The sequence below is a fragment of the Roseateles sp. DB2 genome, assembly GCF_051857535.1.
Classification (GTDB): domain Bacteria; phylum Pseudomonadota; class Gammaproteobacteria; order Burkholderiales; family Burkholderiaceae_C; genus Roseateles_B.
The window spans coordinates 48,715-72,506 of the sequence record NZ_JBPZGY010000017.1 but is presented as its reverse complement, the minus strand read 5'-3'; the positions used below and the strand labels follow the sequence as shown (position 1 = coordinate 72,506).

Annotated in this window: 21 protein-coding genes; 4 read left to right on the top strand and 17 right to left on the bottom strand. The window is 66.2% G+C overall.

Features of this window, described 5'->3' with window-relative positions; genetic code table 11:
* Nucleotides 1-5: 5 nt before the first annotated feature.
* Nucleotides 6-1,022, top strand: a complete 1,017-nt coding sequence (locus ACS5PK_RS19930; RefSeq protein ID WP_439442011.1) for a collagen-binding domain-containing protein — start codon at nucleotides 6-8, stop codon at nucleotides 1,020-1,022.
* Between the two features lie 67 nt (nucleotides 1,023-1,089).
* Here the strand turns inward: ACS5PK_RS19930 and ACS5PK_RS19925 are convergent, their stop codons facing one another.
* From ACS5PK_RS19925 to ACS5PK_RS19910, 4 genes are all read right to left on the bottom strand, one after another.
* The gene (locus tag ACS5PK_RS19925; protein WP_439442032.1) at nucleotides 1,090-2,157 is read right to left on the bottom strand and encodes a S49 family peptidase; all 1,068 of its coding nucleotides are present in this window, start codon (nucleotides 2,155-2,157) and stop codon (nucleotides 1,090-1,092) included.
* Between the two features lie 140 nt (nucleotides 2,158-2,297).
* Entirely contained in the window at nucleotides 2,298-2,693 is a 396-nt protein-coding gene (locus ACS5PK_RS19920) for a Rieske (2Fe-2S) protein (protein WP_439442010.1), read from the bottom strand.
* A gap of 17 nt (nucleotides 2,694-2,710) precedes the next feature.
* Entirely contained in the window at nucleotides 2,711-3,379 is a 669-nt protein-coding gene (locus ACS5PK_RS19915; RefSeq protein WP_439442009.1) for an HAD family hydrolase, read from the bottom strand.
* Entirely contained in the window at nucleotides 3,379-4,356 is a 978-nt protein-coding gene (locus ACS5PK_RS19910) for an RluA family pseudouridine synthase (protein ID WP_439442008.1), read from the bottom strand. The genes ACS5PK_RS19915 and ACS5PK_RS19910 overlap by 1 nt, the downstream gene beginning before the upstream one ends.
* Before the next feature lie 917 nt (nucleotides 4,357-5,273).
* Between ACS5PK_RS19910 and ACS5PK_RS19905 the strand changes: the two genes are divergently transcribed.
* The 3 genes from ACS5PK_RS19905 (at nucleotide 5,274) to ACS5PK_RS19895 (ending at nucleotide 11,180) form a co-directional block, all read left to right on the top strand.
* A complete protein-coding gene (locus ACS5PK_RS19905) occupies nucleotides 5,274-8,234 on the top strand; it encodes an Rne/Rng family ribonuclease (protein WP_439442007.1) in 2,961 nt (986 codons plus the stop codon).
* Between the two features lie 310 nt (nucleotides 8,235-8,544).
* Nucleotides 8,545-10,047: a POT-type proton-dependent oligopeptide transporter gene (locus ACS5PK_RS19900; protein WP_439442031.1), complete on the top strand. Its 1,503-nt coding sequence runs from the start codon at nucleotides 8,545-8,547 to the stop codon at nucleotides 10,045-10,047.
* 104 nt (nucleotides 10,048-10,151) lie between these two features.
* Nucleotides 10,152-11,180, top strand: coding sequence for a hypothetical protein (locus ACS5PK_RS19895; RefSeq protein ID WP_439442006.1), 1,029 nt, complete (start codon nucleotides 10,152-10,154; stop codon nucleotides 11,178-11,180).
* 43 nt (nucleotides 11,181-11,223) lie between these two features.
* On the opposite strand, the gene nagZ is transcribed toward ACS5PK_RS19895, so the two are convergent.
* From nagZ to acpP, 13 genes are all read right to left on the bottom strand, one after another.
* Complete coding sequence (gene nagZ, locus ACS5PK_RS19890; protein ID WP_439442030.1) at nucleotides 11,224-12,288, bottom strand: beta-N-acetylhexosaminidase; 1,065 nt, start codon at nucleotides 12,286-12,288, stop codon at nucleotides 11,224-11,226.
* 10 nt (nucleotides 12,289-12,298) lie between these two features.
* On the bottom strand, nucleotides 12,299-12,712 hold the full coding sequence (gene acpS / locus ACS5PK_RS19885) for a holo-ACP synthase (RefSeq protein WP_439442005.1): 414 nt from the start codon (nucleotides 12,710-12,712) through the stop codon (nucleotides 12,299-12,301).
* A 95-nt stretch (nucleotides 12,713-12,807) separates the two neighbouring features.
* Nucleotides 12,808-13,590: a pyridoxine 5'-phosphate synthase gene (locus ACS5PK_RS19880; RefSeq protein ID WP_439442004.1), complete on the bottom strand. Its 783-nt coding sequence runs from the start codon at nucleotides 13,588-13,590 to the stop codon at nucleotides 12,808-12,810.
* 4 nt (nucleotides 13,591-13,594) lie between these two features.
* Nucleotides 13,595-14,374 (bottom strand): DNA repair protein RecO, encoded by a 780-nt coding sequence (gene recO, locus ACS5PK_RS19875; RefSeq protein ID WP_439442003.1) that lies wholly within the window; start codon nucleotides 14,372-14,374, stop codon nucleotides 13,595-13,597.
* A 19-nt stretch (nucleotides 14,375-14,393) separates the two neighbouring features.
* Nucleotides 14,394-15,302 (bottom strand): GTPase Era, encoded by a 909-nt coding sequence (era, locus tag ACS5PK_RS19870; protein ID WP_439442002.1) that lies wholly within the window; start codon nucleotides 15,300-15,302, stop codon nucleotides 14,394-14,396.
* 121 nt (nucleotides 15,303-15,423) lie between these two features.
* Complete coding sequence (gene rnc / locus ACS5PK_RS19865; RefSeq protein WP_439442001.1) at nucleotides 15,424-16,116, bottom strand: ribonuclease III; 693 nt, start codon at nucleotides 16,114-16,116, stop codon at nucleotides 15,424-15,426.
* A 28-nt stretch (nucleotides 16,117-16,144) separates the two neighbouring features.
* On the bottom strand, nucleotides 16,145-16,504 hold the full coding sequence (locus ACS5PK_RS19860; RefSeq protein WP_439442000.1) for a DUF4845 domain-containing protein: 360 nt from the start codon (nucleotides 16,502-16,504) through the stop codon (nucleotides 16,145-16,147).
* 46 nt (nucleotides 16,505-16,550) lie between these two features.
* Nucleotides 16,551-17,525: a signal peptidase I gene (gene lepB, locus ACS5PK_RS19855; RefSeq protein ID WP_439441999.1), complete on the bottom strand. Its 975-nt coding sequence runs from the start codon at nucleotides 17,523-17,525 to the stop codon at nucleotides 16,551-16,553.
* An 11-nt stretch (nucleotides 17,526-17,536) separates the two neighbouring features.
* Nucleotides 17,537-19,345, bottom strand: a complete 1,809-nt coding sequence (gene lepA / locus ACS5PK_RS19850) for a translation elongation factor 4 (protein ID WP_439441998.1) — start codon at nucleotides 19,343-19,345, stop codon at nucleotides 17,537-17,539.
* A gap of 549 nt (nucleotides 19,346-19,894) precedes the next feature.
* Nucleotides 19,895-21,352, bottom strand: a complete 1,458-nt coding sequence (locus tag ACS5PK_RS19845; RefSeq protein ID WP_439441997.1) for a DegQ family serine endoprotease — start codon at nucleotides 21,350-21,352, stop codon at nucleotides 19,895-19,897.
* Nucleotides 21,353-21,531: 179 nt separating this feature from the next.
* Nucleotides 21,532-21,918, bottom strand: a complete 387-nt coding sequence (locus tag ACS5PK_RS19840) for a hypothetical protein (RefSeq protein ID WP_439441996.1) — start codon at nucleotides 21,916-21,918, stop codon at nucleotides 21,532-21,534.
* A 147-nt stretch (nucleotides 21,919-22,065) separates the two neighbouring features.
* Nucleotides 22,066-23,310 carry a beta-ketoacyl-ACP synthase II gene (gene fabF, locus ACS5PK_RS19835; RefSeq protein WP_439441995.1) on the bottom strand — a complete coding sequence of 415 codons (1,245 nt, stop codon included), beginning with the start codon at nucleotides 23,308-23,310 and terminating at the stop codon, nucleotides 22,066-22,068.
* Between the two features lie 78 nt (nucleotides 23,311-23,388).
* Entirely contained in the window at nucleotides 23,389-23,628 is a 240-nt protein-coding gene (gene acpP, locus ACS5PK_RS19830) for an acyl carrier protein (protein ID WP_183103012.1), read from the bottom strand.
* Nucleotides 23,629-23,792: the final 164 nt, after the last annotated feature.

Sequence of the window (23,792 nt, the reverse complement as noted above, 5' to 3'; positions counted from 1 at the left end):
GGGCCTTGGCCGCCGGCCTGACTGGTCTGGCATTGGCACAGGCGGCAGGCGCCGCACCGCTCATCGACCTGGGCGTGGCCGCCCAGTACAGCGCCTTCATCTTCGGCGACGTCAAGGCGGCCAATGACGTGGAAGGCCGGCTGGCGGTCGGAGGCTCACTGACAGCCAACGGTCTCAGCGTGGGCTACCGTGCGCCGGCCGGCAGCAGCGGCCCGGCCCTGGTGGTAGGCGGTGACGTGAGCTTCACCAACGGCCGCATCTATTCCGCGGCGCCGGCTTCGGTGAAGGACAGCAGCGCCGGTGAAGGCAATCTGGTTCCCTGGGACCCGGCCCTCGCCCACTATGGCAACAGCTATGGCGTCTTCGGCGGCCAGAACAAGGGTTCCTCCAGCTACCTGGACCTGCGCACCGAACCCAAGATCAGCGGCCTGGTGGACTTCAAGGCCGCCCAGAACCAGCTGACGACACTGTCCGGCTCGCTGGCCGCCCTGGCCAGCACCGGCACCGTGACCCAGCCCTGGAGCGATATCAAGCTGAGCGGCAGCGGCAAGGCTGGCGCGGTGGAAGTTTTCGACATTCTGCTGGGCAGCAAGAACAAGCTGGGCGGCAGCTGGGTGATGCCCAGCCTCACCCTCAGCAATGTGGCGGCAGACGCCTGGGTGGTGGTCAACATCCTCAACGCGGGCGATGTGCAGCTGACCGGCGCCTTCAGCGGCTTCAAGCCCGTGCAGGAGGCCCAGGGCAAGGTGCTGTTCAACCTGGCCAATGCCAACCGTGTGAAGCTGGGCTGGGTGGATGGCAGCGTGCTGGCCCCCAAGGCTGACCTCTACGGCCAGGGCCATGTGGAAGGCACGGTGATCGGCGCCTCGATCTCGCAGGCTTTCGAGATCGGCTGGGAGCCCTTGACTCCCACCCCGCGGCCGCCCGAGACCAGCCAGGTGCCCGAGCCGCAGATCGGCTGGCTTGCCGGACTGGCCCTGGCCGCTGCAGCACTGGCCTCGCGCCGTCGCAGCAAGACCTGACCCCAGGTCCCCGCAAACGCGAAGGCCCTCCGCTGGAGGGCCTTTTCGATGGAGGCGTCACGACGCCTCAGTGGATGGCGGGCAGCTGCCGCATCGCCTTCACAGCGCCCTCGCCCAGGGCTGCGCCGAAGCGCTTGGCCAGGCGTTCGGCGACGTTGTCCCGCGGGGTGTAGTCGATGACCTCCTCGGCCTTCACCACCTCTCGCGCCACAAAATCCAGGTTGCCCAGTCCGTCCGCCAGGCCCAGCTTGACGGCTTCCTCGCCGTTCCAGAACAGGCCGGAGAACATCTCGGGTGTTTCCTTGAGGCGCTGGCCGCGGCCCTCGCGCACCACGGCGATGAACTGGCGATGGATCTGGTCCAGCATGGCCTGGGCATAGGCCTTCTGGCGCGGGTTCTCCTTGCTGTAGGGGTCCAGCATGCCCTTGTTCTCGCCAGCGGTGAGCAGGCGACGCTCGATGCCCAGCTTGTCCATCAGTCCGGTGAAGCCAAAGCCGTCCATCAGCACGCCGATGGAGCCGACGATGCTGGCCTTGTCCACGAAAATCTCGTCGGCCGCAGCAGCGATGTAGTAGGCCCCCGACGCGCAGATCTCCTCGACCACCGCATAGACCTTCTTGCCGTGCTTGGCCTTGAGGCGCCGGATCTCGTCATAGACGATGCCCGCCTGCACCGGGCTGCCACCGGGCGAGTTGATGCGCAGCACCACGGCTTGTGCGCCCTGGTCCTCGAAGGCACTGCGCAGGGCGGAGAGCATCAGCTCGGCGCTGGCTTCGGTATCGGCCGCGATCTCGCCGCGCACCTCGACCAGGGCCGTGTGCGGCGTATTGGGCGCGGTCACATGATGGGGCTGGTAGAACAAGGCCCAGACCAGGAAGAAAACCAGGCCCAGCCACAGCAGCCGGAAGAAGGAGCGCCAGCGGCGCTCGGCCCGGCGGTCACGCAGAAAGTCCTGGGCGAACTGGGCCAGCAGCGGTTCGTAGCCGGCGGCCGGCGCAGATGGTGCAGATGGTGCAGATGGTGCAGATGGTGCAGATGGTGCAGATGGCGCAGATGGTGCAGATGGTGCAGATGGTGCAGATGGTGCAGATGGTGCAGACGGCGCAGAGGGTGCAAGGGGGTCCGGCTCCGGCATGGCGGCCTTGAGCATGTCTTCGGGGCGGGCCGTGGCGTCCGGCAGGATGCGCGGCTGTTCGTCGTTGGGATTCATGTCGGGTGTTTGCTGCAAGGGCCTGGGCAGGCTGCCGGCCCCGGGGGGGGGTGTGGAGGGCGGGCTCAGTCCTCGAAAGCAGGCTTGGTGTCGCGGCTAGGATACCAATACACCCTGCCCTCGCGCTCCTGCACCTCGATCTTGTGCAGACCGGTGCGGCCGCACATGCCGGTCATGCAGCGGCCGCTCAGCGGGTCGTAGACGGCGCCATGGATGGAGCAGATGATGTAGCGCTTGTCGCTGTCCAGGAACTCGCCTTCCTGCCAGTCCATCTCGGTGGGCACATGGGCGCAGCGGTTCAGATAGGCCACCGCCTGGCCCTCGAAGCGCAGGGCAAAGGCGCCAGCCGGCTGGCCGTACTGAAGCACCTCGAAGCAGTGCGCCTTGCCGCGCTCCTGCAGCTCGGCCGACTCGCACAGGAGCAGGCCATCACCTTGGGGGATCGTGTCGTTGGCATTCATGGCAGGGTCAGGTCTTGTCAGGCGTGCTTGAGCAGCCAGTCGTGAAGATCGGGCACTGAATGGGCGATATGCACCGGCTCGAAGGCCTCGAAATGCTCGGGATCGTGGGCGCCATAGCTGACGCCCAGCGCCGCGCAGCCGGCGTTGCGGGCCAGCTGCAGATCATGCGTGGTGTCCCCGATCATCAGCGTGCGCTCAGGCTCCACAGCGAACTCGCGCATCAGCTCCTCCAGCATGAGGGGATGCGGCTTGCTCTGGGTCTCGTCGGCCGTGCGGCTGGCATCGAAGACGCCATGCAGGGCGACATGGCGCAGCGCCTCGTCCAGGCCGCTGCGGCTTTTCCCCGTGGCGATGGCCAGCCAGTGGTGCCGCGCCTTGAGCGCCTGCAGCAGGGGCTCGACGCCGCCGAACAGGCACAGGGCCTCGTGCTGGGCGAAGTAGTGCTTGCGGTAGGCCTGGCCCATCTCGGCGTAGCGCTCGCGCGGTAGCTCGGGCGTGGCAATGGCCAGGGCCTCGTAGAGCCCCAGGCCGATCACGTGCGCGGCGCGTTCGCGCGGCGGCACGGGCAGGCCCAGGTCGGCGGCAGCGCCCTGGATGGCCTGCACGATGAGGGCGGTGGAGTCGAACAGGGTGCCATCCCAGTCGAAGACGATGAGGTCGTAGCGTTGGGGTCGAGTGGCGTTCATCAAACGTGGCCTTGGCGCGGCGGGTGGCGCAGTTGACGCAACAGGGAATCACATTCGTCGGGCAAGGGTGCCGTCAATTCGATCTCCTGGCCGCCGGCAGGGTGGATGAAACGCAGCCGGCGGGCGTGCAGGAACATGCGGTCGAAGCGCAGCCCCGGCACGGTCTCGCCGCGAGCCAGGGCCTTGTTGGCTTCGAAGTCCCCGTACTTCGGATCACCGACGATGGCATGGCCCGCCTGGGCCAGGTGCACGCGGATCTGGTGGGTGCGGCCGGTCTTGATGGTCACATCAACCAGACTGAAGCCCGGCAGCCCTTCCGCCAGCTTCACCAGGCTGATGGAGCGCTTGGCGTGCTCGGCACTCGGGTCGTGCGAGGACGTCACCGCGCGCACCCAGCGTTCGCCGTCGCTGCCGACGAACTTCAGCAGGGGCACGTCGATCACGGTCTGCCCCTTGGGCCAGGCGCCCCATACCAGGGCAGCGTAGGTCTTGCCGGTCTCGCGGTCACGGAACTGGTCCTGCAGGGCGTTGAGGGCGCTGCGCTTCTTGGCAATCAGCAGCAGGCCGGAGGTTTCCTTGTCCAGGCGATGCACCAGCTCCAGGAACTTGGCCTGCGGGCGGGCCTGGCGCAGCTGCTCTATCACCCCGAAGCTCACGCCCGAACCGCCGTGCACAGCCACGCCGGCTGGCTTGTTGATGGCCATCAGGTGCTCGTCCTCGAAGACCACGGGAAACTCACGTGCAGGCACGGGAGCCTGGGCCGCCGTGCTGCGCTCGGGCAGGCGCACCGGTGGCACGCGTACGAGATCCCCCAGCTCCAGGCGGGTGTCGGCCTGGGCCCGGCCCTTGTTGACGCGCACCTCACCAGCCCGGATCACCCGGTAGACGTGGGTCTTGGGCACGCCCTTGAGTACTTTCAGCAGAAAGTTGTCCAGGCGCTGGCCGGCGGAGCCTTCGTCAATGGTGAGCAGTTGCACCGCCGGTGCTGCCCTGGGAGGGACGGCTGTCCCCTGCGCCTGGGACGGCGGGCGGGCCACACCCGGGCCGGACGCAGCCGGCGCGGCCGCCGAACGAGGCGTTTCGCCCCGTTTCATCGTGGTGGACGCCTTCTTGCGGCCGGGCTGGGCGGGCGCTGCCGGGCGCCTGGCGCTGTGGTCGCTTCCCGAACTCGGGCTGCGACCTTTAGCCCCTATAATCTTCCGTACCACGATTGCGTTCTAAGTATTTGATTTTTCTGATTTTACCTGCGGGTGAGCCGCGGGGATGCAAAGAACGCAGGGGTGGTAGGGCCTGGAACAGGTGGTCTGCGGCGCAAGCCGCGTCCCCGTTCAAGGCCCTCACAATTTGGTGAAGCAACGTGTCTGCCTGCCCGGCGGGCCCTGTCCCCAAGTGACAGCGGCGGTCGGAAAGCGGGCACGGAAGAGCGACGCAGTACGGACCACGCCTGATCGAGGGGCTATCACCCCACGATCGGCACGAATAAGGTTTTTCATCGTGTGAGGCCGCCCGGTCAAGAGCCGGAGGCCTCATGCCAGCGCCCAGCAGTTCCCCGCGGATGAATCCCAGCAATCCCCCCACCCCCCGCCGCATGCGCGCGCAGCCCCGGTCGCTGACCGGCTGCCTGCCCCGCATCAGCCGCGGCCGGGTCGCGCCAACGATGGTGGCGCGTTCACGGGAGGGAGGCTCCGCGCCCCCTGTTGAAGCGCACGCGCCAACGCTGCCGGCTTGATCGCGAGTTTCGCGATCTCCAGCAGTCCAGGGCGATTCCTTCCTCGGTTCCACCGCGTTTCTCGTGCTGATGTCGGTCGCCCGCGGGTTCACGCCCCGTGCGATGTGGTGCTGCGCGCCGTGCAGCCTGGTCTTGGCCAGTGTGAACGGCGTGTAAGGAGAAACGATGAAACGCATGCTGATCAATGCGACGCAGCCGGAAGAGCGGCGCCTCGCAATCGTCGATGGCCAGAAACTGCTGGACTTCGAAACCGAAATCGAAGGGCGCGAACAGCGCAAGGGCAATATCTACAAGGCCGTCGTGACGCGGGTCGAGCCCTCGCTCGAAGCCTGCTTCGTGGACTACGGCGAAGACCGCCACGGCTTCCTCCCGTTCAAGGAAATCTCCCGCCAGTACTTCCGTGAAGGCACGGACGTCCGCTCGGCCAAGATCCAGGACGCCATCAAGGAGGGCCAGGAACTGCTGGTCCAGGTCGAGAAGGAAGAGCGCGGCAACAAGGGCGCTGCCCTGACCACCTTCATCTCCCTGGCCGGCCGCTACCTCGTGCTGATGCCGAACAACCCCCGCGGCGGTGGCGTCTCGCGCCGCATCGAGGGCGAGGATCGCGAGGAGCTCAAGGAGAACCTCGACCAGCTCGACTACCCCAAGGGTATGTCCCTGATCGCCCGCACCGCCGGCATCGGCCGCACCGCCGCCGAGCTGCAGTGGGACCTCAACTACATGCTCAAGCTCTGGACGGCGATCGACGACGCCTCCCGGGGCGGCAAGGGCGCCTACCTGATCTACCAGGAAAGCTCCCTGGTCATCCGAGCGATCCGCGACTACTTCACCGCCGACATCGGTGAGATCCTGATCGACACGGACGACATCTACGAGCAGGCTCACCAGTTCATGAACCACGTGATGCCGGACAACGCGCATCGCGTGAAGCGTTACCGTGACGACGCGCCGCTGTTCAGCCGCTTCCAGATCGAGCACCAGATCGAGACGGCCTTCAGCCGCACGGTGAACCTGCCCTCGGGCGGCGCCATCGTGATCGACCACACCGAGGCTCTGGTCTCGGTGGACGTCAACTCCGCCCGCGCCACCCGCGGCGGTGACATCGAGGAAACCGCGACCCGCACCAATCTGGAAGCGGCCGACGAGATCGCCCGCCAGATGCGCCTGCGCGACCTGGGCGGCCTGATCGTCGTGGACTTCATCGACATGGAGGAGTCCAAGAACCGCCGCGAGGTCGAGCAGCGCCTGCGCGACGCCCTGCGCCAGGACCGCGCCCGCGTGCAGTTCAGCTCCATCAGCAAGTTCGGCCTGCTGGAACTGAGCCGCCAGCGCCTGCGCCCGGCGCTGAGCGAAGGCAGCCACATCACCTGCCCGCGCTGCAATGGCACCGGTCACATCCGTGACACGGAAAGCTCGGCCCTGCAGATCCTGCGCATGGTCCAGGAAGAGTCCATGAAGGACAACACCGCCGCCGTGCACGTGCAGGTGCCGGTGGAGGTGACCAGCTTCCTGCTGAACGAGAAGCGCACCGAGATCACCAAGATCGAGCTCAAGCAGCGCGTGACCGTTCTGCTGGTGCCCAACAAGCACCTGGAGACACCCAACTACAAGCTGGAGCGCCTGCGCCACGACGATCCGCGCCTGGAGAATCTGCAGGCCAGCTACACCATGATCGAGGAGCCGCAGGACGAGGTGGGCATCACCCGCCGCGGCGGCGACGACAAGGGCAAGAGCAAGCAGGAACCGGTGATCAAGGGCATCCTGCCCGAGCAGCCCGCCCCCGTGGTGCCGCCCAAGCCCGTGGCTGCGCCCGCGGCGCCGGCCGCCGCCGCACCTGCGACGGCTGCTGCCTCGGCCGCCACCAGCACCGGATTCTTCGGCTGGCTCAAGAAGATCTTCGGCAATGGCGAGACGCCGGCCGAGGAAGCCAAGCCCGCTGAAACCGAACGCAAGGACAGCGCCAAGCGTGAAGGCCGCGACGGTAGCCGTGACGGCCGCCGCCGCGACCGTGGCGACCGTGGCGACCGTGGCGACCGTGGCGAGCGCAAGGACGGCAAGGGCCGCGGCGAAGGCAAGGACGGCCAGCGTGCGGAGCGCGGCGACCGTGCTGAACGCGGCGAGCGCAGCGAACGTACTGATCGCAATGGCGAACGTGCCGAACGTGGCGAACGCGGCGAGCGTCAGGAGCGTGGCCGCCGCAATGAGCGCAGCGAGCGCAATGAGGCCGCCACGCCGGAAGGTGGTCGCCCTGAACGCAGTGAGCGCGGTGAGCGAGCCGAGCGCGGCGAAGGACGCCGCAATCGCGGTGAGCGTGGCGAGCGCCAGGAACGCCCGGCCGCCGAGGTCCAGGCCTTGGCCGAAACCACGGGCGCCGAGTCCCCGACCGCCTTCCAGGACACCATCCCTGATGGCATGCCCCCCGAGGCCGCCGGTGAAGAGCGCCAGGGCCGCCGCCGCCGCCGCCGTGGTGGCCGTGACCGTGAGGACCGCGCCCCCGAAGCCGGCAGCGACACGCTGAATGGCGCTGACGCTGAGCCGTCCGCCGAAGCCGAGGCCGCCGAGGCCCCTGCCCAGGAGCTCACTGCAGCCGACACTCAAGGCGAAGCGCCGAGCGACGCGTCCCAGGGCGAGGAAGGCCGGGATGGCCGTCGCCGCCGCAGCCGTGACCGTTACCGCCGCGACCGCCGCGAAGGCCAGTCTGGCGAGGGCACAGAAGGCAGCGAAGGCGCCGAGCCGGCGGCTCCGCAGCAGCTGGAGCTGGTGGGTGAGCCCGCCGAATCCGCCGCTGTCGCCCCGGTCGTCCAGGAGCCGGCTGCCCCCGCCCAGGTTCCGGCCGCTCCGGTGGTGGCCGAAGCGCCGGTGCAATCCCCTGCCGTCGTGGTGCCGGCCTACAGCCTGCCCATGAGCGACCTTCACGGCATTGCCGAAGCCGCTGGTCTGCAATGGGTGAACTCGGACGCCGACAAGGTGGCCGCCGCCCAGGCCGCCATCGCCGCCGAGCCCAAGCCTGTGCGCATGCCGCGCGAGCGCCCGCCCGTGCTGCAACTGGACGAAGGCCCGCTGGTGCTGGTCGAGACCCGCAAGGACCTGGCCCAGGTCAAGCTGCCCTTCGAGCTGCAGGGCTGAAACCCTGAGCGCCGGCCCTGAGCCGGCCCCGATCACGCCGCCGTGGCTCGCGCCCGGCGGCGTGATTCATTTCCGGCTCGCTCCTCTCGGCATGGAGGCGGCCAGCACACCCCCGGCCTGCGGCGATGCCTCCACCGGCGCATCGAATGGACAGGCCCGCTGCCTAGGGTTGGCACCCTTTCCCGGCACGCCTTTTCGCCTACAGTGGCAGCCCTGCTTCACCCAGCATTGCCGCCGCCGTGGGCAACCCGCCTGCGCTCCGACACAAGGACTTACCGTGACCCAGACAGCCAGCACCGCGGCGCCCAAGATGCCGCCGCAGATCCCCTACATCATTGGCAACGAAGGATGCGAGCGCTTCAGCTTCTACGGCATGCGCAACATCCTGACGGTCTTCCTGATGACCAGCCTGCTGATGGCCATCCCGGAAGACCTGCGCAAGGCCGAGGCCAAGGAGGTCTTCCACACCTTCGTGATCGGTGTCTATTTCTTTCCGCTGCTGGGCGGCTGGATCGCAGACCGCTTCTTCGGCAAGTACAACACCATCTTCTGGCTGAGCCTGCTGTACTGCTGCGGCCATGCCTGCCTGGCCATCTTCGAGAAGAACATCACCGGCTTCTACACCGGCCTCTTCCTCATCTCGCTCGGCTCGGGCGGCATCAAGCCGCTGGTGAGCTCCTTCGTGGGCGACCAGTTCGACAGCAGCAACCGCAGCCTGGCCCAGAAGGTCTATGACGCCTTCTACTGGATCATCAACTTCGGCTCCTTCTTCGCCTCGCTGCTGATGCCCATCTTCCTGAAGCAGTTCGGCGCCAGCGTGGCCTTTGGCATTCCCGGCATCCTGATGGCCATCGCCACGCTGATCTTCTGGAGCGGCCGCAAGAAGTACGTCCACACGCCGCCCGTGGCGCATGACCCTCACAGCTTCCTCAAGGTCGTGATCAGCGCGCTGAAGACCGGCGGTCCTGGCCTCGTCGTGGCGCTCATCGGCCTGGCCGGCGCCGTGGGCAGCTTCCTGCTGATGAAGCAGATCGGCTTCGTGGCCAGCTTCTGCCTGGCCCTGGTGCTGCTGATGGGATTTGGCGGCGCGGGGGCGGCATTGCAGCTGGGCAAGGCCTCGAATGTGCACCCGCCCGAGGCCGTTGAGGGCGTGCGTGCCGTGCTGCGCCTGCTGGTGCTGTTTGCACTGGTGACCCCCTTCTGGTCCCTCTTCGACCAGAAGGCCTCGACCTGGATTCTGCAGGCCGACCAGATGAGCAAGCCCGAGTGGTTCCAGTCCTCCATGATGCAGGCGCTGAATCCCGCCCTGGTGATGATCCTCATCCCCTTCAACAACCTGGTGCTCTACCCCATGCTCGAGCGCATGGGCCTGCGCATCACGGCCTTGCGCCGCATGGGTGCGGGCATCGCGCTGTCGGGCGTGGCCTGGATCGTGGTGGGTGGCCTGCAGCTGTGGCTGGATGACGGCCACACCGTGAGCATCGTCTGGCAGATCCTGCCCTACGCCATCCTGACCCTGGGCGAGGTGCTGGTCTCTGCCACCGGCCTGGAGTTCGCGTACAGCCAGGCGCCCCTGCCCATGAAGGGCGTGATCACCAGCTTCTGGAACCTCTCGGTTACCGTCGGCAACCTCTGGGTGCTGCTGGCCAACAGCAGCGTCAAGAGCGAAGGGGTGACCAGCTACATCAAGTCCACAGGCACCAGCGTCACCGCCTTCCAGATGTTCTTCTTCGCTGGCTTCGCGTTGCTGGCGGCCCTGCTGTTCGGGCTGTATGCACGGGGCTATCGGATGCTGGACAACTACCGCAAGTAGACGGCCAGCCTCCCTGACGACTTCACCTAAGATGCCACCGGCCTGCCCCCCCCAGAGGGGCAGGCCGGTTTTGTTTTACCTACAGATTCAACAGGGAGGGATTCATGTCCAAGATCTTGCGCCGGCTGCTGCCGCTGGCTGTCATCGGCCTCGCCACAGCCCCCGGGCTCAGCCTGGCGGAGGAGAGCCCCATCACCTTGTCGCTGCTGCCGCTGGCCCAGTCGCAGCAGGTGCAGGATGTCCGCGTGAAGATGGTCACCGACATGAAGCTCAAGCCCCGGCCAGGCGCCAGCGACGAAGAGGTGCAGCAACTGCGCGGCAAGCTGGGGGCCATCAAGATGCCCTTGACTGTCAGCATGCAGCTGCACCAACGCCTGCAGACGGGTGCCGCCGATGCCCAGCAGCGCATCCCCGTGACTGCGCGGATCGAGTCTTCGAAGATGGAGCTGCGCAATAGCGATGGCGACCTACTGCCCGGGGCTCCGGCCAAAGGCATGCCCGAGATGCAGTTCAGCGCCCTGCTCGTCGACGGCCGCTACGAGAACATTCGCTGGTCGGGCGCCGCCGAGATCAAGATGCCCCCGGACTTGCTGGAGAAGGCCTTCCGCAAGACCTTCGACGCTCTCGCCAAGTTCGAAGGCGCCCAGCTCCGCGTGGGCGAGTCGCTGGAGATGCCGCTGGAGCTGAACCTGCCGCTGCCCAACACCCCTGCCGGCAGCAATGCGGGCAAGGTGAACGCGCGCTACACCCTGGTCAAGGTCGAGTCCGGCGTGGCCTTCTTCGACATCGCTGCCGCGATGGACTTCAAGATGGATTTGCCACTGCCGCCGTCCGCCGCCAGCGCCGCCGCCAGCGCCGATGGCGCGCAGGCCCCACGCTCGCTGAGCATGGTGCTCAACGGCACCGGCTCCGGCCGCCTGCATCTGCGCCTGGCCGACCGCCTCCCGCTGCGCAATGACCTGGACATGAGCGTGCAGATGCAGATGCCCCTGCCCGAAGGTCATCGCATGGACATGGACATGCAGGTCCAGGTGAACTCCGAGGGCCGCTCGGAGCCCGCCGCCCGGGCCAAGGGGGCGGGCCCCAAGGCCAAGCCGGCCACGCCAACCAAGACGGGCAAGGCCGCGGCCTGAGGTCAGGCTGGCGCGCGCTGCACGGCCATTGCGCGCCGGCCGCCTAGAAGTTCAACTGCTGCAAGGCCAGGTGATAGCCCGGCTCATGCATCAGTTCGTCCCAGCTGAGCGGGGCGTGCTGCGAGAGCAGGCGCTGGCGCCGCCCCTCGCTTTCCATGCTGGGCTGCCAGCGCCCCTGCAGGGCAGCATCCTCCAGGGACTGCAGCACCTCGTCCAGCACGCGACCGCCCTCCTCCATTGACTGGTTGCACAGCAGGGCGATGTCACAGCCTGCATGCAGGGCCGTGATGGCAGCTTCGGCAAAGCCAATCTCGCGGCCTTCCAGTACGCGTGCGCCACGCATGCCCAGGTCGTCGCTGAAGACGAGGCCGGCGAAGCCCAGGCGCTCGCGCAAGATCTCCTGCAGCCAGCGTGAGGAGAAGCCCGCCGGCCTTGCATCGACCTTGGGATAGATCACATGGGCCGGCATCACCGCGGCCAGACTCAGGTGCAGCCATTCGAAGGGCTTGGCGTCCTCGGCGAGGATGGCTCTGAGGCTTCGCTTGTCAACGGGCACGTCCACGTGCGAATCGGCCTTCACGAAGCCATGGCCGGGAAAGTGCTTGCCGCAGGCACCCATGCCGGCGATCAGCTGGCCCTGGGCGACGCTCTTGGCCAGCATCGCGACCACACGCGGGTCACGATGGAAGCTGCGATCACCGATCACGGAGCTCTCGCCGTAGTCGAGGTCCAGCACCGGCGCGAAGCTCAGGTCCACGCCGCAGGCCCGCAGCTCCATGGCCATGACATAGCCCAGGGCCGTGGCGACCTGCGTGGCACGCAGGGCGTCCTTCATCCACAACTCGCCCAGAGCACGCATGGCCGGCAAGGGCGTGAAGCCATCGCTGCGCAAGCGCTGGACACGGCCGCCCTCCTGATCCACTGCAATGAGCAGGTCGGGCCGCAGGGACTTGAGCTCGCCACACAAGGCCGTCAGCTGAGCCCGGCTCTCGAAGTTGCGGGCGAAGAGGATGAGCCCACCCACCAGCGGGTGGCTCAGGCGCTCACGCTCATGCGGGCTCAAGGCGGTGCCGGCGATGTCCAGCATGAGGGGGGCGTGATGCAGCATGTCCATCGGTTCAGCTCCTGGAAGAAGACTCGGGGCGCGTCTCAACGACGACGAAGGAGGTGGCGTAGTCCGATTCGTCGCTGACGCTCACATGGGCCTGCAGGCCGCGCGCCTCGAACCAGCCCTTGAGGGCGCCATGCAGGCGGATCTCGGGCTTGCCGCTGGCGGCCTTGACGATTTCGCAGTCGCGCCAGTTCATGGGCATGCGCATGCCCAGGCCAATCGCCTTGGAGAAGGCCTCCTTGGCGGAAAAGCGGGTGGCCAGATAGGCGATGCCGCGGGCCTCGACACGGGCGCTGCGATCGCGGAAGACCTCGATCTCATGCGGCCCCAGCACTTTCTCAGCGAAGCGCGGGCCGCGGCGCTGCAGGGTGTCGGCGATGCGACGGATGTCGCAGACGTCAGTACCGATGCCGTAGATCATGTCGAGGCTCCCTCGTCCAGGTTCGGGCCCAAGGCAACGCGCGACCGACCCGCTGCGAGTGCGTCGCCAGGTCTGCCGCCCGCGCCTCGCGAAGCTCAGGCATAGGCGCGCTGGATGCTGCGCTGGTAGTCGCGCACGGTCTCGGCATAGCCCAGCTCCAGGGCATCGGCGATCAGGGCATGGCCGATGGAAACTTCCATCACGCCCGGCACGGCCTTGAGGAAGGCGGTCAGATTGGGGCGATTGAGGTCATGGCCGGCATTGATGCCCAGGCCCACGGCCAGCGCGGCTTCGGCGGTTGCGGTGAACCCGGCCAGCACCTCGGCCTCCCGTGCCGTGCCGAAGGCGCTGGCGAAGGTCTCGGTGTAGAGCTCGATGCGGTCAGCGCCAAGCGCCGCGACATGGGCCATGGCCGCCGGGATCGGGTCCATGAAGAGGCTCACCCGCACGCCCAGGGCCTTGCATTCGGCAATCAGTGGGCGCAGGCGATCCATGTCGGCCGGCAGGTTCCAGCCATGGTCCGAGGTGAACTGATCCTCGGCGTCAGGGACGAAGGTGACCTGGTCCGGCCGCAGCTGGCGCACGAAGTCCATCAGGTTCTGGGTGGGGTTGCCCTCGATGTTGTACTCGGCCTGGGGCCAGCCCTTCATCAGGGCAGCCAGCTCGTGGACGTCTTCGGTGCGGATGTGGCGACCATCCGGCCGGGGATGCACGGTGATGCCCTGGGCGCCGGCCTGCAGGCACAGCTCGGCGGCACGGGTCACGCTGGGAATGCCCAGGTGCCGGGTGTTGCGCAGCAGCGCCACCTTGTTGACGTTGACGGACAGGGCGCAACGGCCGTCGTGGCGCAGGGCTTCGGGAGCGACCAGGGGATTCATGACATCAGTCCAGCAGTTTTTGCAGATCCAGCATCACCGCCCGCGTTCGCAGCGGCTTGTGGCCCAGATGATAGTGAAGCAGGCCGCGCAGGCAGGCCTTGAGCGAGGGCAGGCAGTCGAAGCAGGCCTGCTGCAGGGCGGCCTGCGAACCATGCAGCAAGGCCGCTTGCAGCTGCACCAGCTGCATCGCACCGAAGGCCGGGGCCTCGTGGCTCAGGCTGCAGACGCCCATCTCGGCGCTCAGCATGTAGAGCCGCTCCGGCTCCAGCGCGCGCTGTGTCTGCGTGACCATGCTCAAGTCGGGCAGCAGGCCCAGGTCGGCCAGCAATCGCAGCTCAAAGGCACGCAGGGCGGCCTGGCTGCGCTGGTCCTCGTCCTCGCGCAGCAGCGGCAGGGTGGCCGCGTAGGCGTCGAAGATCCGCGGATGCGGGTCCTGCCGGGCCATCAGCTTCAGCAGCAACTCGTTGAGGTAATAGCCGGCGAACAGGGCCGCACCGCCCGGCAGCGTATGGCCCCCAGCCCATTCGGCACTGCGCAAGGTCTGGACCTCAGTCTCGCTGCGCTCGTCCCGCGCGGCCTTGCCGAGACCCACCAGCAGGCGCTGGAATGGCAGCAGCACGGATCGGAGCTGGGAATAAGGCCGCTTCGCACCCTTGGCGACCACGGCCAGCCGCCCCTGCTCACGGGTGAAGAGGTCCAGGATGAGACTGGTCTCGCTCCAGTCGTAGTGATGCAGCACGAAAGCTGGCTGCGTGCTGGCCTGTCGAGGAGCGCGGATGACCATTCAGGGCCGCCGCAGCCGCTCACTCGTAGCCATAGGTGCGCAGGTGCTCTTCGTTGTCCGCCCAACCAGAGCGGACCTTGACCCACAGCTCCAGGAAGACCCGGCCATCCATCAGGTGCTCCAGCTCCTGGCGGGCCTCGGAACCTATGCGCTTCAGACGCTCACCGCCCTGGCCGATGATCATGCCCTTGTGCGCGTCGCGCTCGACCACGATGGAGGCCGAGATCCGGCGCAACTCACCCTCGTCTTCCCACTTGTCGATGACGACGGTGGAGGTGTAGGGCAGTTCATCGCCGGTCAGGCGGAAGAGCTTCTCGCGGATGATCTCGGTGGCCAGGAAGCGCTCCGAGCGGTCGGTCAGCGCGTCCTCGTCATAGAACCAGCCCTGCTCCGGCAGGTAGGGCTTGAGGATCTTGAACAGGCGCGTGACGTCGGCTTCCTTGCGGGCCGACAGGGGCACGAACTCCGCAAAATTGCGGCGCTCGGCCATGCTCTTGAGCCAGGGCGCCAGCTCGGCGCGGCGGTGCACGGCATCCAGCTTGTTGGCGATCAGCACCACCGGCTTGTTCTCGGGCAGCAGGGCCAGGACCTTGGCATCATCCAGGCCGAAGCGACCGGCTTCGACGACAAAGAGCACCAGGTCCACATCGGCCAGCACACCATGGACCGTGCGGTTCAGGTTGCGGTTCAGCGCCGCGTTGTGCTTGGTCTGGAAACCTGGGGTGTCCACGAACACGAACTGCGCTTCATCCAGCGTGCGTACGCCGGTGATGCGATGGCGTGTGGTCTGGGCCTTGTCCGAGGTGATGCTGACCTTCTGGCCCACGAGCGCATTCAGAAGGGTGGACTTGCCCACATTGGGGCGGCCCACGATGGCGATGAGGCCGCAGCGTTGCGGCAGCCCGGACTCAGGCGCGGTGTCGTTCATGTCAATGACCTTTGGTGCGCCCGCTGGGCGGCGCATGGGAATGTCGCGGGCCGTGGCCCGCTTGGGGACTGGTGGTGGATGGCTGCGGCACGCGGTGTCGGTGCGTCAAGGCTCTGAGCCCTCAGGATGACAGCGCGGACCCGGGCTTGTCTCGCGCCACCAGTTCCGCAAGCATACGCTTGGCAGCGTCCTGTTCGGCAGTACGGCGCGAGCGACCTTCACCGCGCTTGGCCAGACCCAGGGCAGGCACGGCACACTCGACTTCGAAGGTCTGGTTGTGCGCCTGGCCGCGGGTCTCGATGATGCGGTAGCTGGGTACGGCCAGGCGACGCGCCTGCAGCCACTCCTGCAGCGCCGTCTTGGCGTCCTTGGCCCAGGTATCGCTGGCCGAGGTGTTGATCAGCTCACCCAACAGGCGACGCACGATTTCCCGGGCCGCTGCATAGCCGCCGTCCACGAAGGCCGCGCCGATGATGGCCTCGGTGGCATCGGCAAGGATGGAAGCACGCTGTGCACCGCCGCCCCGGGCCTCGCCCTCGCTCATGCGCAGCACCTGGGGCAGCTCCAGGCCCAGCGCCAGCTTGTGCAGGCTCTCCTCGCGCACCAGGTGGGCACGGATGCGAGTGAGGTCGCCCTCGTCCGAGCCGGCATAGCGCTCGTAAAGCAGGCTGGACACGGCCAGGCTCAGCACCGCGTCACCCAGGAACTCCAGGCGTTCGTTGTGGTCGGTGCCGAAGCTGCGGTGGGTCACGGCCCGCTGCAGCAGACCGCTGTCCTTGAATTGGTAGCCCAGCCTCGACTGCAGGGCATCCATGGGATGGCTCATGACGCTGGCAGCGGACTCAGCGAGACCGCCCCTCGTACTTGATCAGCAGGGACACCGAGCCGAACAGTTCCACCTGCTTGTCGTAGGCGAAGCTGATGCGGACCTTCTCGTCTTCCTTGGTGATCACCAGGTCCTCAGGACCGATGCTGGTGATGGAGTATTCGACCTGCTTGATGCGTTCGAACTCCGCCCGGGCCAGAGGCACGGTGGCCGGATTGCCGCGCGCGATCTTGTCCACCGCGTGCTGGATCGTGTAGTACTCCATCACGGTCGGGATGGTGCGGGCTGCAATCAGGCCCGTGAAGGACAGTACCACGGCCCAGAACAGCAGGCCCATCAAGCTCACGCCAGACTGGTGACGGTGCGCACGCCTCATTGCCTCTCCTCGCAGAACAGAAAGCCCCGCAGTATCCGCGAACGGCTCAGTCAAAGAAACCAATGCGTTTGGGATTGCTGAAGTTCATCCAGACGGCAAAGGCCTTGCCGACGATGTTCTCATCCGGCACGAAACCCCAGAAACGCGAGTCGCGGGAATTGTCCCGGTTGTCCCCCAGCATGAAGTAGTGTCCCGCCGGCACCTTGCAAGTCAAGCCCTCGGCGTTGTAGGTGCAGTGATCCTGGTAGGGAAAAGGCCCGTCCTTGCGATCCGGCCGGAAGAACTGCTGTCGGTTCAGGTCGACCAGCAGCTTGTGCGGTCTCTCCCCCAGCTTTTCCTCGAAGCGGTTGCGCATCTGCATGCTGTCTTCGTCGTAGTAGGCGTCCACCGGCTTCACATCCACCAACTGGCCATTGAGGTAGAGGTGCTGGTTGCGGTAGCTGATCTCGTCGCCAGGCAGTCCCACCACGCGCTTGATGAAGTCCATGCGCGGATCCTCCGGGTAGCGGAAGACCATGACGTCACCCCGCTGCACCTCGTGATTGCTGATGATCTTCTTGTTGATCACCGGCAGCCGGATGCCGTAATGGAACTTGTTGACCAGGATGAGGTCACCCACCAGCAACGTCGGAACCATGGACCCGGAAGGGATCTTGAAGGGTTCGAACAGGAAGGAACGCAGCACGAAGACGATGAGGATCACCGGGAACAGGCCGGCCGTCCAGTCCAGCCACCAGGGCTGGCGCAGCACCTCCTCCTTGGCGCTGACGATATCGCCGTCCACCCGGGCAATGCCCTGCGCTGCCAGCGCCTCGCGGCGCTTCAGGTCGGCGGCTTCCAGGTCGGCGGCCGCCTTCTCCCGGGCCGGACGGAAATGAAAACGCTCGGCCAGCCAGTACAGGCCGGTTACCGAGGTGAGGATCAGCAGCAGCAGGGCGAAATTCCCCGTCCATTGCCCCGCATACCAGCCGCCGCCATAGACGATCAGCGCCGCGAAGAGAATCCCGGTCAGTGCACTCATGTAGGTGTGGTTCAGTCTTCGACTTGGAGGATGGCCAGGAAGGCCTCTTGCGGCACCTCCACACTGCCGATCTGTTTCATGCGCTTCTTGCCCGCCTTCTGCTTTTCCAGCAGCTTGCGCTTGCGGGTGATGTCACCGCCGTAGCATTTTGCCAGCACGTTCTTGCGCAGGGCCTTGATGTCTTCGCGGGCGATGATCTTGGCGCCGATGGCGGCCTGCAGCGACACGTCATACATCTGGCGCGGGATGATCTCGCGCATCTTCGCGCAGACCTGGCGGCCGCGGTACTGGCTCTGGCTGCGGTGCACGATCAGCGAGAGCGCGTCGATGCGGTCGCTGTTGATCAGCATATCCACCTTGACGACATCGGAGGCACGGTACTCCTTGAACTCGTAGTCCATGGAAGCGTAGCCCCGCGACACCGACTTCAGCTTGTCGAAGAAGTCCAGCACGATCTCGGCCAAGGGGATCTCGTAGGTGAGCATGACCTGCCGGCCGTGGTAAGCCATGTTGATCTGCACGCCGCGCTTCACGTTGGCCAGCGTCATCACCGGGCCCACGTATTCCTGCGGCATGTAGAGATGCACGGTCACGATGGGCTCGCGGATCTCCTGGATCTTGCCGATCTCGGGCATCTTGGAGGGGTTCTCCACCTCGATGACCTCGCCGTCGCCCAACTGCACCTCGTAGACCACGCTGGGAGCCGTGGTGATCAGGTCCTGGTCGAACTCGCGCTCCAGTCGCTCCTGGACGATCTCCATGTGCAGCAGGCCCAGGAAGCCGCAGCGGAAGCCGAAGCCCAAGGCCTGCGAGACTTCCGGCTCGAAGCGCAGCGAGGAGTCGTTCAACTTGAGCTTCTCCAGGGCGTCGCGCAGTTGGTCGTACTCGCTGGCTTCCGTCGGGTAGAGGCCGGCGAAGACCTGGGGCTGAATCTCCTTGAAGCCCGGCAGGGCCTGCTCGGCAGGGCCCAGGTTGTTGGGCAGCTTCTTTTCCAGGGTGATGGTGTCGCCCACCTTGGCGGCAGCCAGCTCCTTGATGCCTGCGATGATGAAGCCCACCTCGCCTGCATTGAGCTGCTCGCGCGACTCGCTCTTGGGCGTGAACACGCCGAGCTGATCTGCCGGATAGACGGCGTTGGTGGCCATCATGCGGATGCGCTCGCCCTTCTTGAGCGTACCGTCCACCACGCGGACCAGCATCACCACGCCGACGTAGTTGTCGAACCAGGAATCGATGATCATGGCGCGCAACGGGGCTTGCACGATGCCCTTGGGCGGCGGCATGCGGGTGATCACGGCCTCCAGGATGTCGTCAATGCCCATGCCTGTCTTGGCCGAGCAAGGGATGCCGTCGGTGGCATCGATGCCGATCACGTCCTCGATCTCGGCCTTGGCACGATCCGGGTCGGCCTGCGGCAGATCCATCTTGTTCAGGACGGGCACCACCTCCACGCCCAGTTCCAGGGCGGTGTAGCAGTTGGCCACGGTCTGAGCTTCCACGCCCTGCGAAGCATCGACCACCAGCAATGCGCCCTCGCAGGCGGACAGCGAGCGGCTCACCTCATAGGAGAAGTCCACATGCCCCGGGGTGTCGATGAGGTTCAGGTTGTAGACCTGGCCATCACGCGCCTTGTATTGCAGCGCCGCGGTCTGCGCCTTGATGGTGATGCCACGCTCGCGCTCGATGTCCATCGAGTCCAGGACCTGCGCCTCCATCTCCCGGTCCGACAGGCCGCCGCAGCGCTGGATGATGCGGTCTGCCAGCGTGCTCTTGCCGTGGTCGATGTGGGCGATGATGGAGAAATTGCGGATGTGATTCATGCTCTGTCGTGCGTCACTCGCCGGCTGCCACGGCATGGGCCGTCGCAAAAGAAGCTTGTGTCACGCAGCGATGTGAAGGCCTCTTCTGAGGCGGTGCCGGACATAAAAAAAAGGCACGTCGAAACGGTGACGCGCCTTCCAACAAAAACGTATGGCAACTGCTTGTTGGGCTTCCATTGTAGCCGAGCGCCCGCCTGGAAACCGCACCGTCATTGGCTTTCCGGCCGTTGCGACCCGCCAACAAGGATTTTTATGCACAAGTTATCAACAGGCTCCTGTGAGCATCCTGGGGACAGCTTGGGCGACCTCGCCACTCATGCGGACAGCACGCTCAAACAAACGTTTGATGGCGTGCATTCTATCCTACAAGCATCGCAATCCCCGCCCCAGCGCCCTATGTGAGCGAGCGCAAACCTCGCTGCTCGCCTGCAGACTCGTCAGGGGACATTTCATCTGCCGAAAAGACCCACGGAAGCATCCGGGATGGAGCCTGCAGCGCCAACGCTGCCAGACGAGCCCCACCCTCTCCGGGCAAGCAGCGCCCCCCTCTCAGCGATTGCCCGGCTTGACCAGCACGAAGCTCACAGCATCACCCCGGCGCACCAGGAGGTTGATGAGCTTGGCCTTGTCCAGCTTGGCCAGTTGGGCTTGCAGTTGCTTGATGCTGGCCACCTCGACGTTGTCCACCGACAGGATGATGTCTCCTTCGCGCAGGCCGGCGCGTGCCGCTGCGCCTTCGGCGCTCTCGACCAGCACGCCGCCACGCAGCTTCAGTTCCTTGCGCTGGGCATCGCTGATCTCGGCCAGGCTCAGGCCCAGGGCTGCGGCGGCGCCAGGAGCCGGCTTGGCCTCCGGCTCAGCACTCTTGGCCGGCTTGTCGGCCTCCAGCTCGGCCACCGTCAGGGTCAGGTCCTTGGTGGCCCCGCGACGGAAGACCTGCACCGTGGCCTTGCTGCCCGGCTTGATGGCCGCGATGGAGCGCCGCAGCTCGGCCGCGTTCTGGATGGCCTTGCCCTCGACCTTGGTGATGACATCACCTCCTTCGATGCCCGCCTTCTCGGCCGGAGAGCCACCTTCCACGCGCTGCACCAGCGCGCCGACGGGCTTGCCCAGGCCGATGGCCTCGGCCACGTCCTTGGACAGATCCACGATGCCCACACCGATGCGGCCCCGCTGCACCCGGCCACCCGCACGCAGTTGCTCGGACACACGAATGGCCTCGTCGATGGGGATCGCGAAAGAGATGCCCATGAAGCCGCCGGACTGGCTGTAGATCTGCGAATTGATGCCCACCACCTCCCCGCGCATATTGAGCAGCGGGCCGCCTGAGTTGCCCGGGTTGATGGCCACATCGGTCTGGATGAAGGTGAGGAAGTCGCCGGTATCCCGCTGCTTGGCACTGACGATGCCGGCCGTCACGCTGTTGTCGAAGCCGAAGGGCGAGCCAATGGCCATGACCCATTCGCCCACCTTGAGCCGCGCGCTGTCACCGATCTTCACCTGCGGCAGGCCGCTGGCCTCGATCTTCACCACGGCCACGTCCGTGCGCTTGTCCAGGCCGATCACCTTGGCCTTGAATTCACGCTTGTCGGTCAGCGTCACCAGCACCTCGTCGGCGCCATCGACGACGTGAGCGTTGGTCATCACGAAGCCATCCGCACTGAGGATGAAGCCCGAACCCAGGCCTCGCCGCGTGGGAGCGTCCTCGTCGCCATTGCGCGGCGCACCACGGCGCGGCACGGGGATGCCAAAGCGACGCAGGAATTCCTGCATCTGCTCGTCCATGACCGGGTTCTCGGCGGGCTTGGCCTTTTCGGAGGTCTTGATGTTGACCACCGCCGGCCCCACCCGCTCCACGAGTTCGGTGAAATCCGGCAGCTCCCGCGCCTGCGCCTGACTCAGGGCCGGCGCCAGGGAGAGACCCAGGCCAAGACACAAGGCCAGGGCGCTGATGACGCCGGGGAGCGGCCGGTGTTGGGCAGCGTGTCGCGAAGAAGCTTTGTTCATGGTTGGGTTCGGCTCAGGTTCAGGCCCAAGGGAAGCACTTCCGGGCCGACGTCATTGTGCAATGCCTTCTGGCAGGCCTGCAGGGGCCATAGACTGCGCCCGACTATCTTTGCGCGCCAGACATGTATCAAAGCATGTGCACGGTCCAGCAGCCCAAGGTCATGGCGCCAGTCCGCCGATCAACCCGACCCAGGAGGCAATCCTCGTGCCGAGAACAGCGCCCATCGCAAAGGCAGCCAGAGCCCAGGATGCTGCCGCTTCGACAAGGGCAGGAAGGCCACGGCCGGGCGCCCCGCATCCTCGGCTGGGCGACAGCGCAGCAGAAGGAAGTTGCCCAGGTCCATCGACACCTGCAGCTCGACGGCCTGCCGGGCGGCATCCGCGTCGGCCGCCGTCCGGGCATCACCAGAGCGCAGGGCCCAGCACTGGCCGTCCCACACCAACTGCCAGACCTTGTCTGCCTCGATGCGCCAGGCCCGCCTGCATGCAAAGGGAAGCAGCAGCAGCGTCAGCAGCCCGCAGGCTGCCACTGCCGTCGGCCCCTGCCGCTGGCCGAGCTGGGCCATGACGGCCGCTCCACTGGCGCATAAGGCCAGAGCCCACAGCGCTGCGGCGCTTGCGCGCCAAAGAAAAGGCGCCCGCACTTCCAGCTGGAAGGCGGGCGCCTGACGTTGACGAGCGTTCATTGCGGCGTGGTGAGGGCCGCGCAGACTTCAGGCGCGCTTGAAGATCAGCGTGCCATTGGTGCCACCGAAACCGAAGTTGTTCTTGGCGGCGTACTCGATCTTCATTTCACGGGCCACATTGGCGCAGTAGTCCAGGTCACACTCGGGGTCCTGGTTGAAGATGTTGATGGTCGGGGGCGCGACCTGGTTGTGAACCGCCAGCACGGTGAACACCGACTCGATGCCGCCAGCACCACCCAGCAGATGGCCGGTCATGGACTTGGTCGAGGAGATGACCAGCTGCTTGGCGTGGTCACCAAAAGCCAGCTTCGTGGCATTGGTCTCGTTGACATCACCCAGCGGCGTCGAGGTGCCGTGCGCGTTCATGTACTGGACCTGGTCCGGGTTGATACCGGCATTGCGCAGGGCCGCGCGCATGGAGCGCTTGGGGCCGTCCACGTTCGGGGCGGTCATGTGATAGGCGTCGGCGCCCATGCCAAAACCGGCCAGCTCGCAGTAGATCTTGGCGCCGCGCTTCTTGGCGTGCTCGTACTCTTCCAGCACCAGCACGCCGGCCCCCTCGCCCAGCACGAAGCCGTCGCGGTCCTTGTCCCAGGGGCGGGACGCAGTCTTGGGGTCGTCATTGCGAGTGGACAGTGCACGGGCTGCTGCAAAGCCGCCCACGCCCAGGGGCGAGACGGTGGACTCGGCACCGCCGGCGATCATGACGTCGGCATCGCCGTACTCGATCAGGCGGCCGGCCTCCCCGATGCTGTGCAGGCCGGTGGTGCAGGCGGTCACGATCCCCAGGTTCGGACCCTGGAAACCGTACTTGATGGAGACGTGCCCCGAGATCATGTTGATGATCGAGGCAGGCACGAAGAAGGGTGAGATGCGGCGCGGTCCGCGCGCCGTCAGCTCAGCATGGGTTTCCTCGATCATCGGTAGGCCACCGATTCCCGAGCCCACGAGCACGCCGACACGCTCGGCCTGCTCTTCAGTCAGCTGATCATTGGTCGCAAGGCCGGCATCCTGCACAGCCTGGATGGACGCCGCCAGGCCGAAGTGGATGAAGCGGTCCATGGTCCGCGCTTCCTTGGTCGACATGTAGTCGCCAACCTCGAAGCCCTTGACCTCACCCGCGAACTGGCAGGCGAAGTTGCTGGCATCGAAACGGGTGATGCGATCAATGCCGGATTGACCGGCGAGGATGTTGGTCCAACCCTCAGCCACCGTGTTGCCCACGGGGCTGATCAGGCCAAGACCGGTGACGACAACGCGACGACGGCTCATGCGATCAGCAGATTCTTTGAAGACACACCGCGGGGCACGATGGCCCCGTGGTCCAGAGGGCGCGAGGCCCCGTGGCCCTTAGGCCTTCTGGTTCTTGACAGCGTAGTCGATCGCCAACTGGACGGTGGTGATCTTCTCGGCTTCTTCGTCGGGGATCTCGATGCCGAACTCGTCTTCGAGTGCCATCACCAGTTCCACGGTGTCCAGAGAATCAGCGCCCAGATCGGCGACAAAGGCCTTCTCGTTGCTCACATCGGCTTCGGGCACGCCGAGTTGCTCGGCGATGATTTTCTTGACACGTGCTTCGATATCGCTCATGACTCCTCCAAGAGGGGTTTGCAAAGGAACAACCCGGGATTCTAAGGCTTCTAGAGTGACACCCCTAGCGGGGCCCCGAACGAGCGTGTCCGGGCACTCAGAAGATCCTTCACCGGCCGGGGGAATCCGGTGGGCCGTCGACCCGCAGGTCCCCAGCCACAAGG

Bases quoted from the DNA above. Each gene is read 5' to 3' on its own strand.
- ACS5PK_RS19925 (WP_439442032.1), bottom strand. From the start codon at position 2,157: ATGCCGGAGCCGGACCCCCTTGCACCCTCTGCGCCGTCTGCACCATCT.
- ACS5PK_RS19920 (WP_439442010.1), bottom strand. From the start codon at position 2,693: ATGAATGCCAACGACACGATCCCCCAAGGTGATGGCCTGCTCCTGTGC.
- ACS5PK_RS19915 (WP_439442009.1), bottom strand. From the start codon at position 3,379: ATGAACGCCACTCGACCCCAACGCTACGACCTCATCGTCTTCGACTGG.
- ACS5PK_RS19905 (WP_439442007.1), top strand. From the start codon at position 5,274: ATGAAACGCATGCTGATCAATGCGACGCAGCCGGAAGAGCGGCGCCTC.
- ACS5PK_RS19900 (WP_439442031.1), top strand. From the start codon at position 8,545: ATGCCGCCGCAGATCCCCTACATCATTGGCAACGAAGGATGCGAGCGC.
- ACS5PK_RS19895 (WP_439442006.1), top strand. From the start codon at position 10,152: ATGTCCAAGATCTTGCGCCGGCTGCTGCCGCTGGCTGTCATCGGCCTC.
- nagZ (WP_439442030.1), bottom strand. From the start codon at position 12,288: ATGCTGCATCACGCCCCCCTCATGCTGGACATCGCCGGCACCGCCTTG.
- acpS (WP_439442005.1), bottom strand. From the start codon at position 12,712: ATGATCTACGGCATCGGTACTGACGTCTGCGACATCCGTCGCATCGCC.
- ACS5PK_RS19880 (WP_439442004.1), bottom strand. From the start codon at position 13,590: ATGAATCCCCTGGTCGCTCCCGAAGCCCTGCGCCACGACGGCCGTTGC.
- recO (WP_439442003.1), bottom strand. From the start codon at position 14,374: ATGGTCATCCGCGCTCCTCGACAGGCCAGCACGCAGCCAGCTTTCGTG.
- era (WP_439442002.1), bottom strand. From the start codon at position 15,302: ATGAACGACACCGCGCCTGAGTCCGGGCTGCCGCAACGCTGCGGCCTC.
- rnc (WP_439442001.1), bottom strand. From the start codon at position 16,116: ATGGATGCCCTGCAGTCGAGGCTGGGCTACCAATTCAAGGACAGCGGT.
- ACS5PK_RS19860 (WP_439442000.1), bottom strand. From the start codon at position 16,504: ATGAGGCGTGCGCACCGTCACCAGTCTGGCGTGAGCTTGATGGGCCTG.
- lepB (WP_439441999.1), bottom strand. From the start codon at position 17,525: ATGAGTGCACTGACCGGGATTCTCTTCGCGGCGCTGATCGTCTATGGC.
- lepA (WP_439441998.1), bottom strand. From the start codon at position 19,345: ATGAATCACATCCGCAATTTCTCCATCATCGCCCACATCGACCACGGC.
- ACS5PK_RS19845 (WP_439441997.1), bottom strand. From the start codon at position 21,352: ATGAACAAAGCTTCTTCGCGACACGCTGCCCAACACCGGCCGCTCCCC.
- ACS5PK_RS19840 (WP_439441996.1), bottom strand. From the start codon at position 21,918: ATGGCCCAGCTCGGCCAGCGGCAGGGGCCGACGGCAGTGGCAGCCTGC.
- fabF (WP_439441995.1), bottom strand. From the start codon at position 23,310: ATGAGCCGTCGTCGCGTTGTCGTCACCGGTCTTGGCCTGATCAGCCCC.
- acpP (WP_183103012.1), bottom strand. From the start codon at position 23,628: ATGAGCGATATCGAAGCACGTGTCAAGAAAATCATCGCCGAGCAACTC.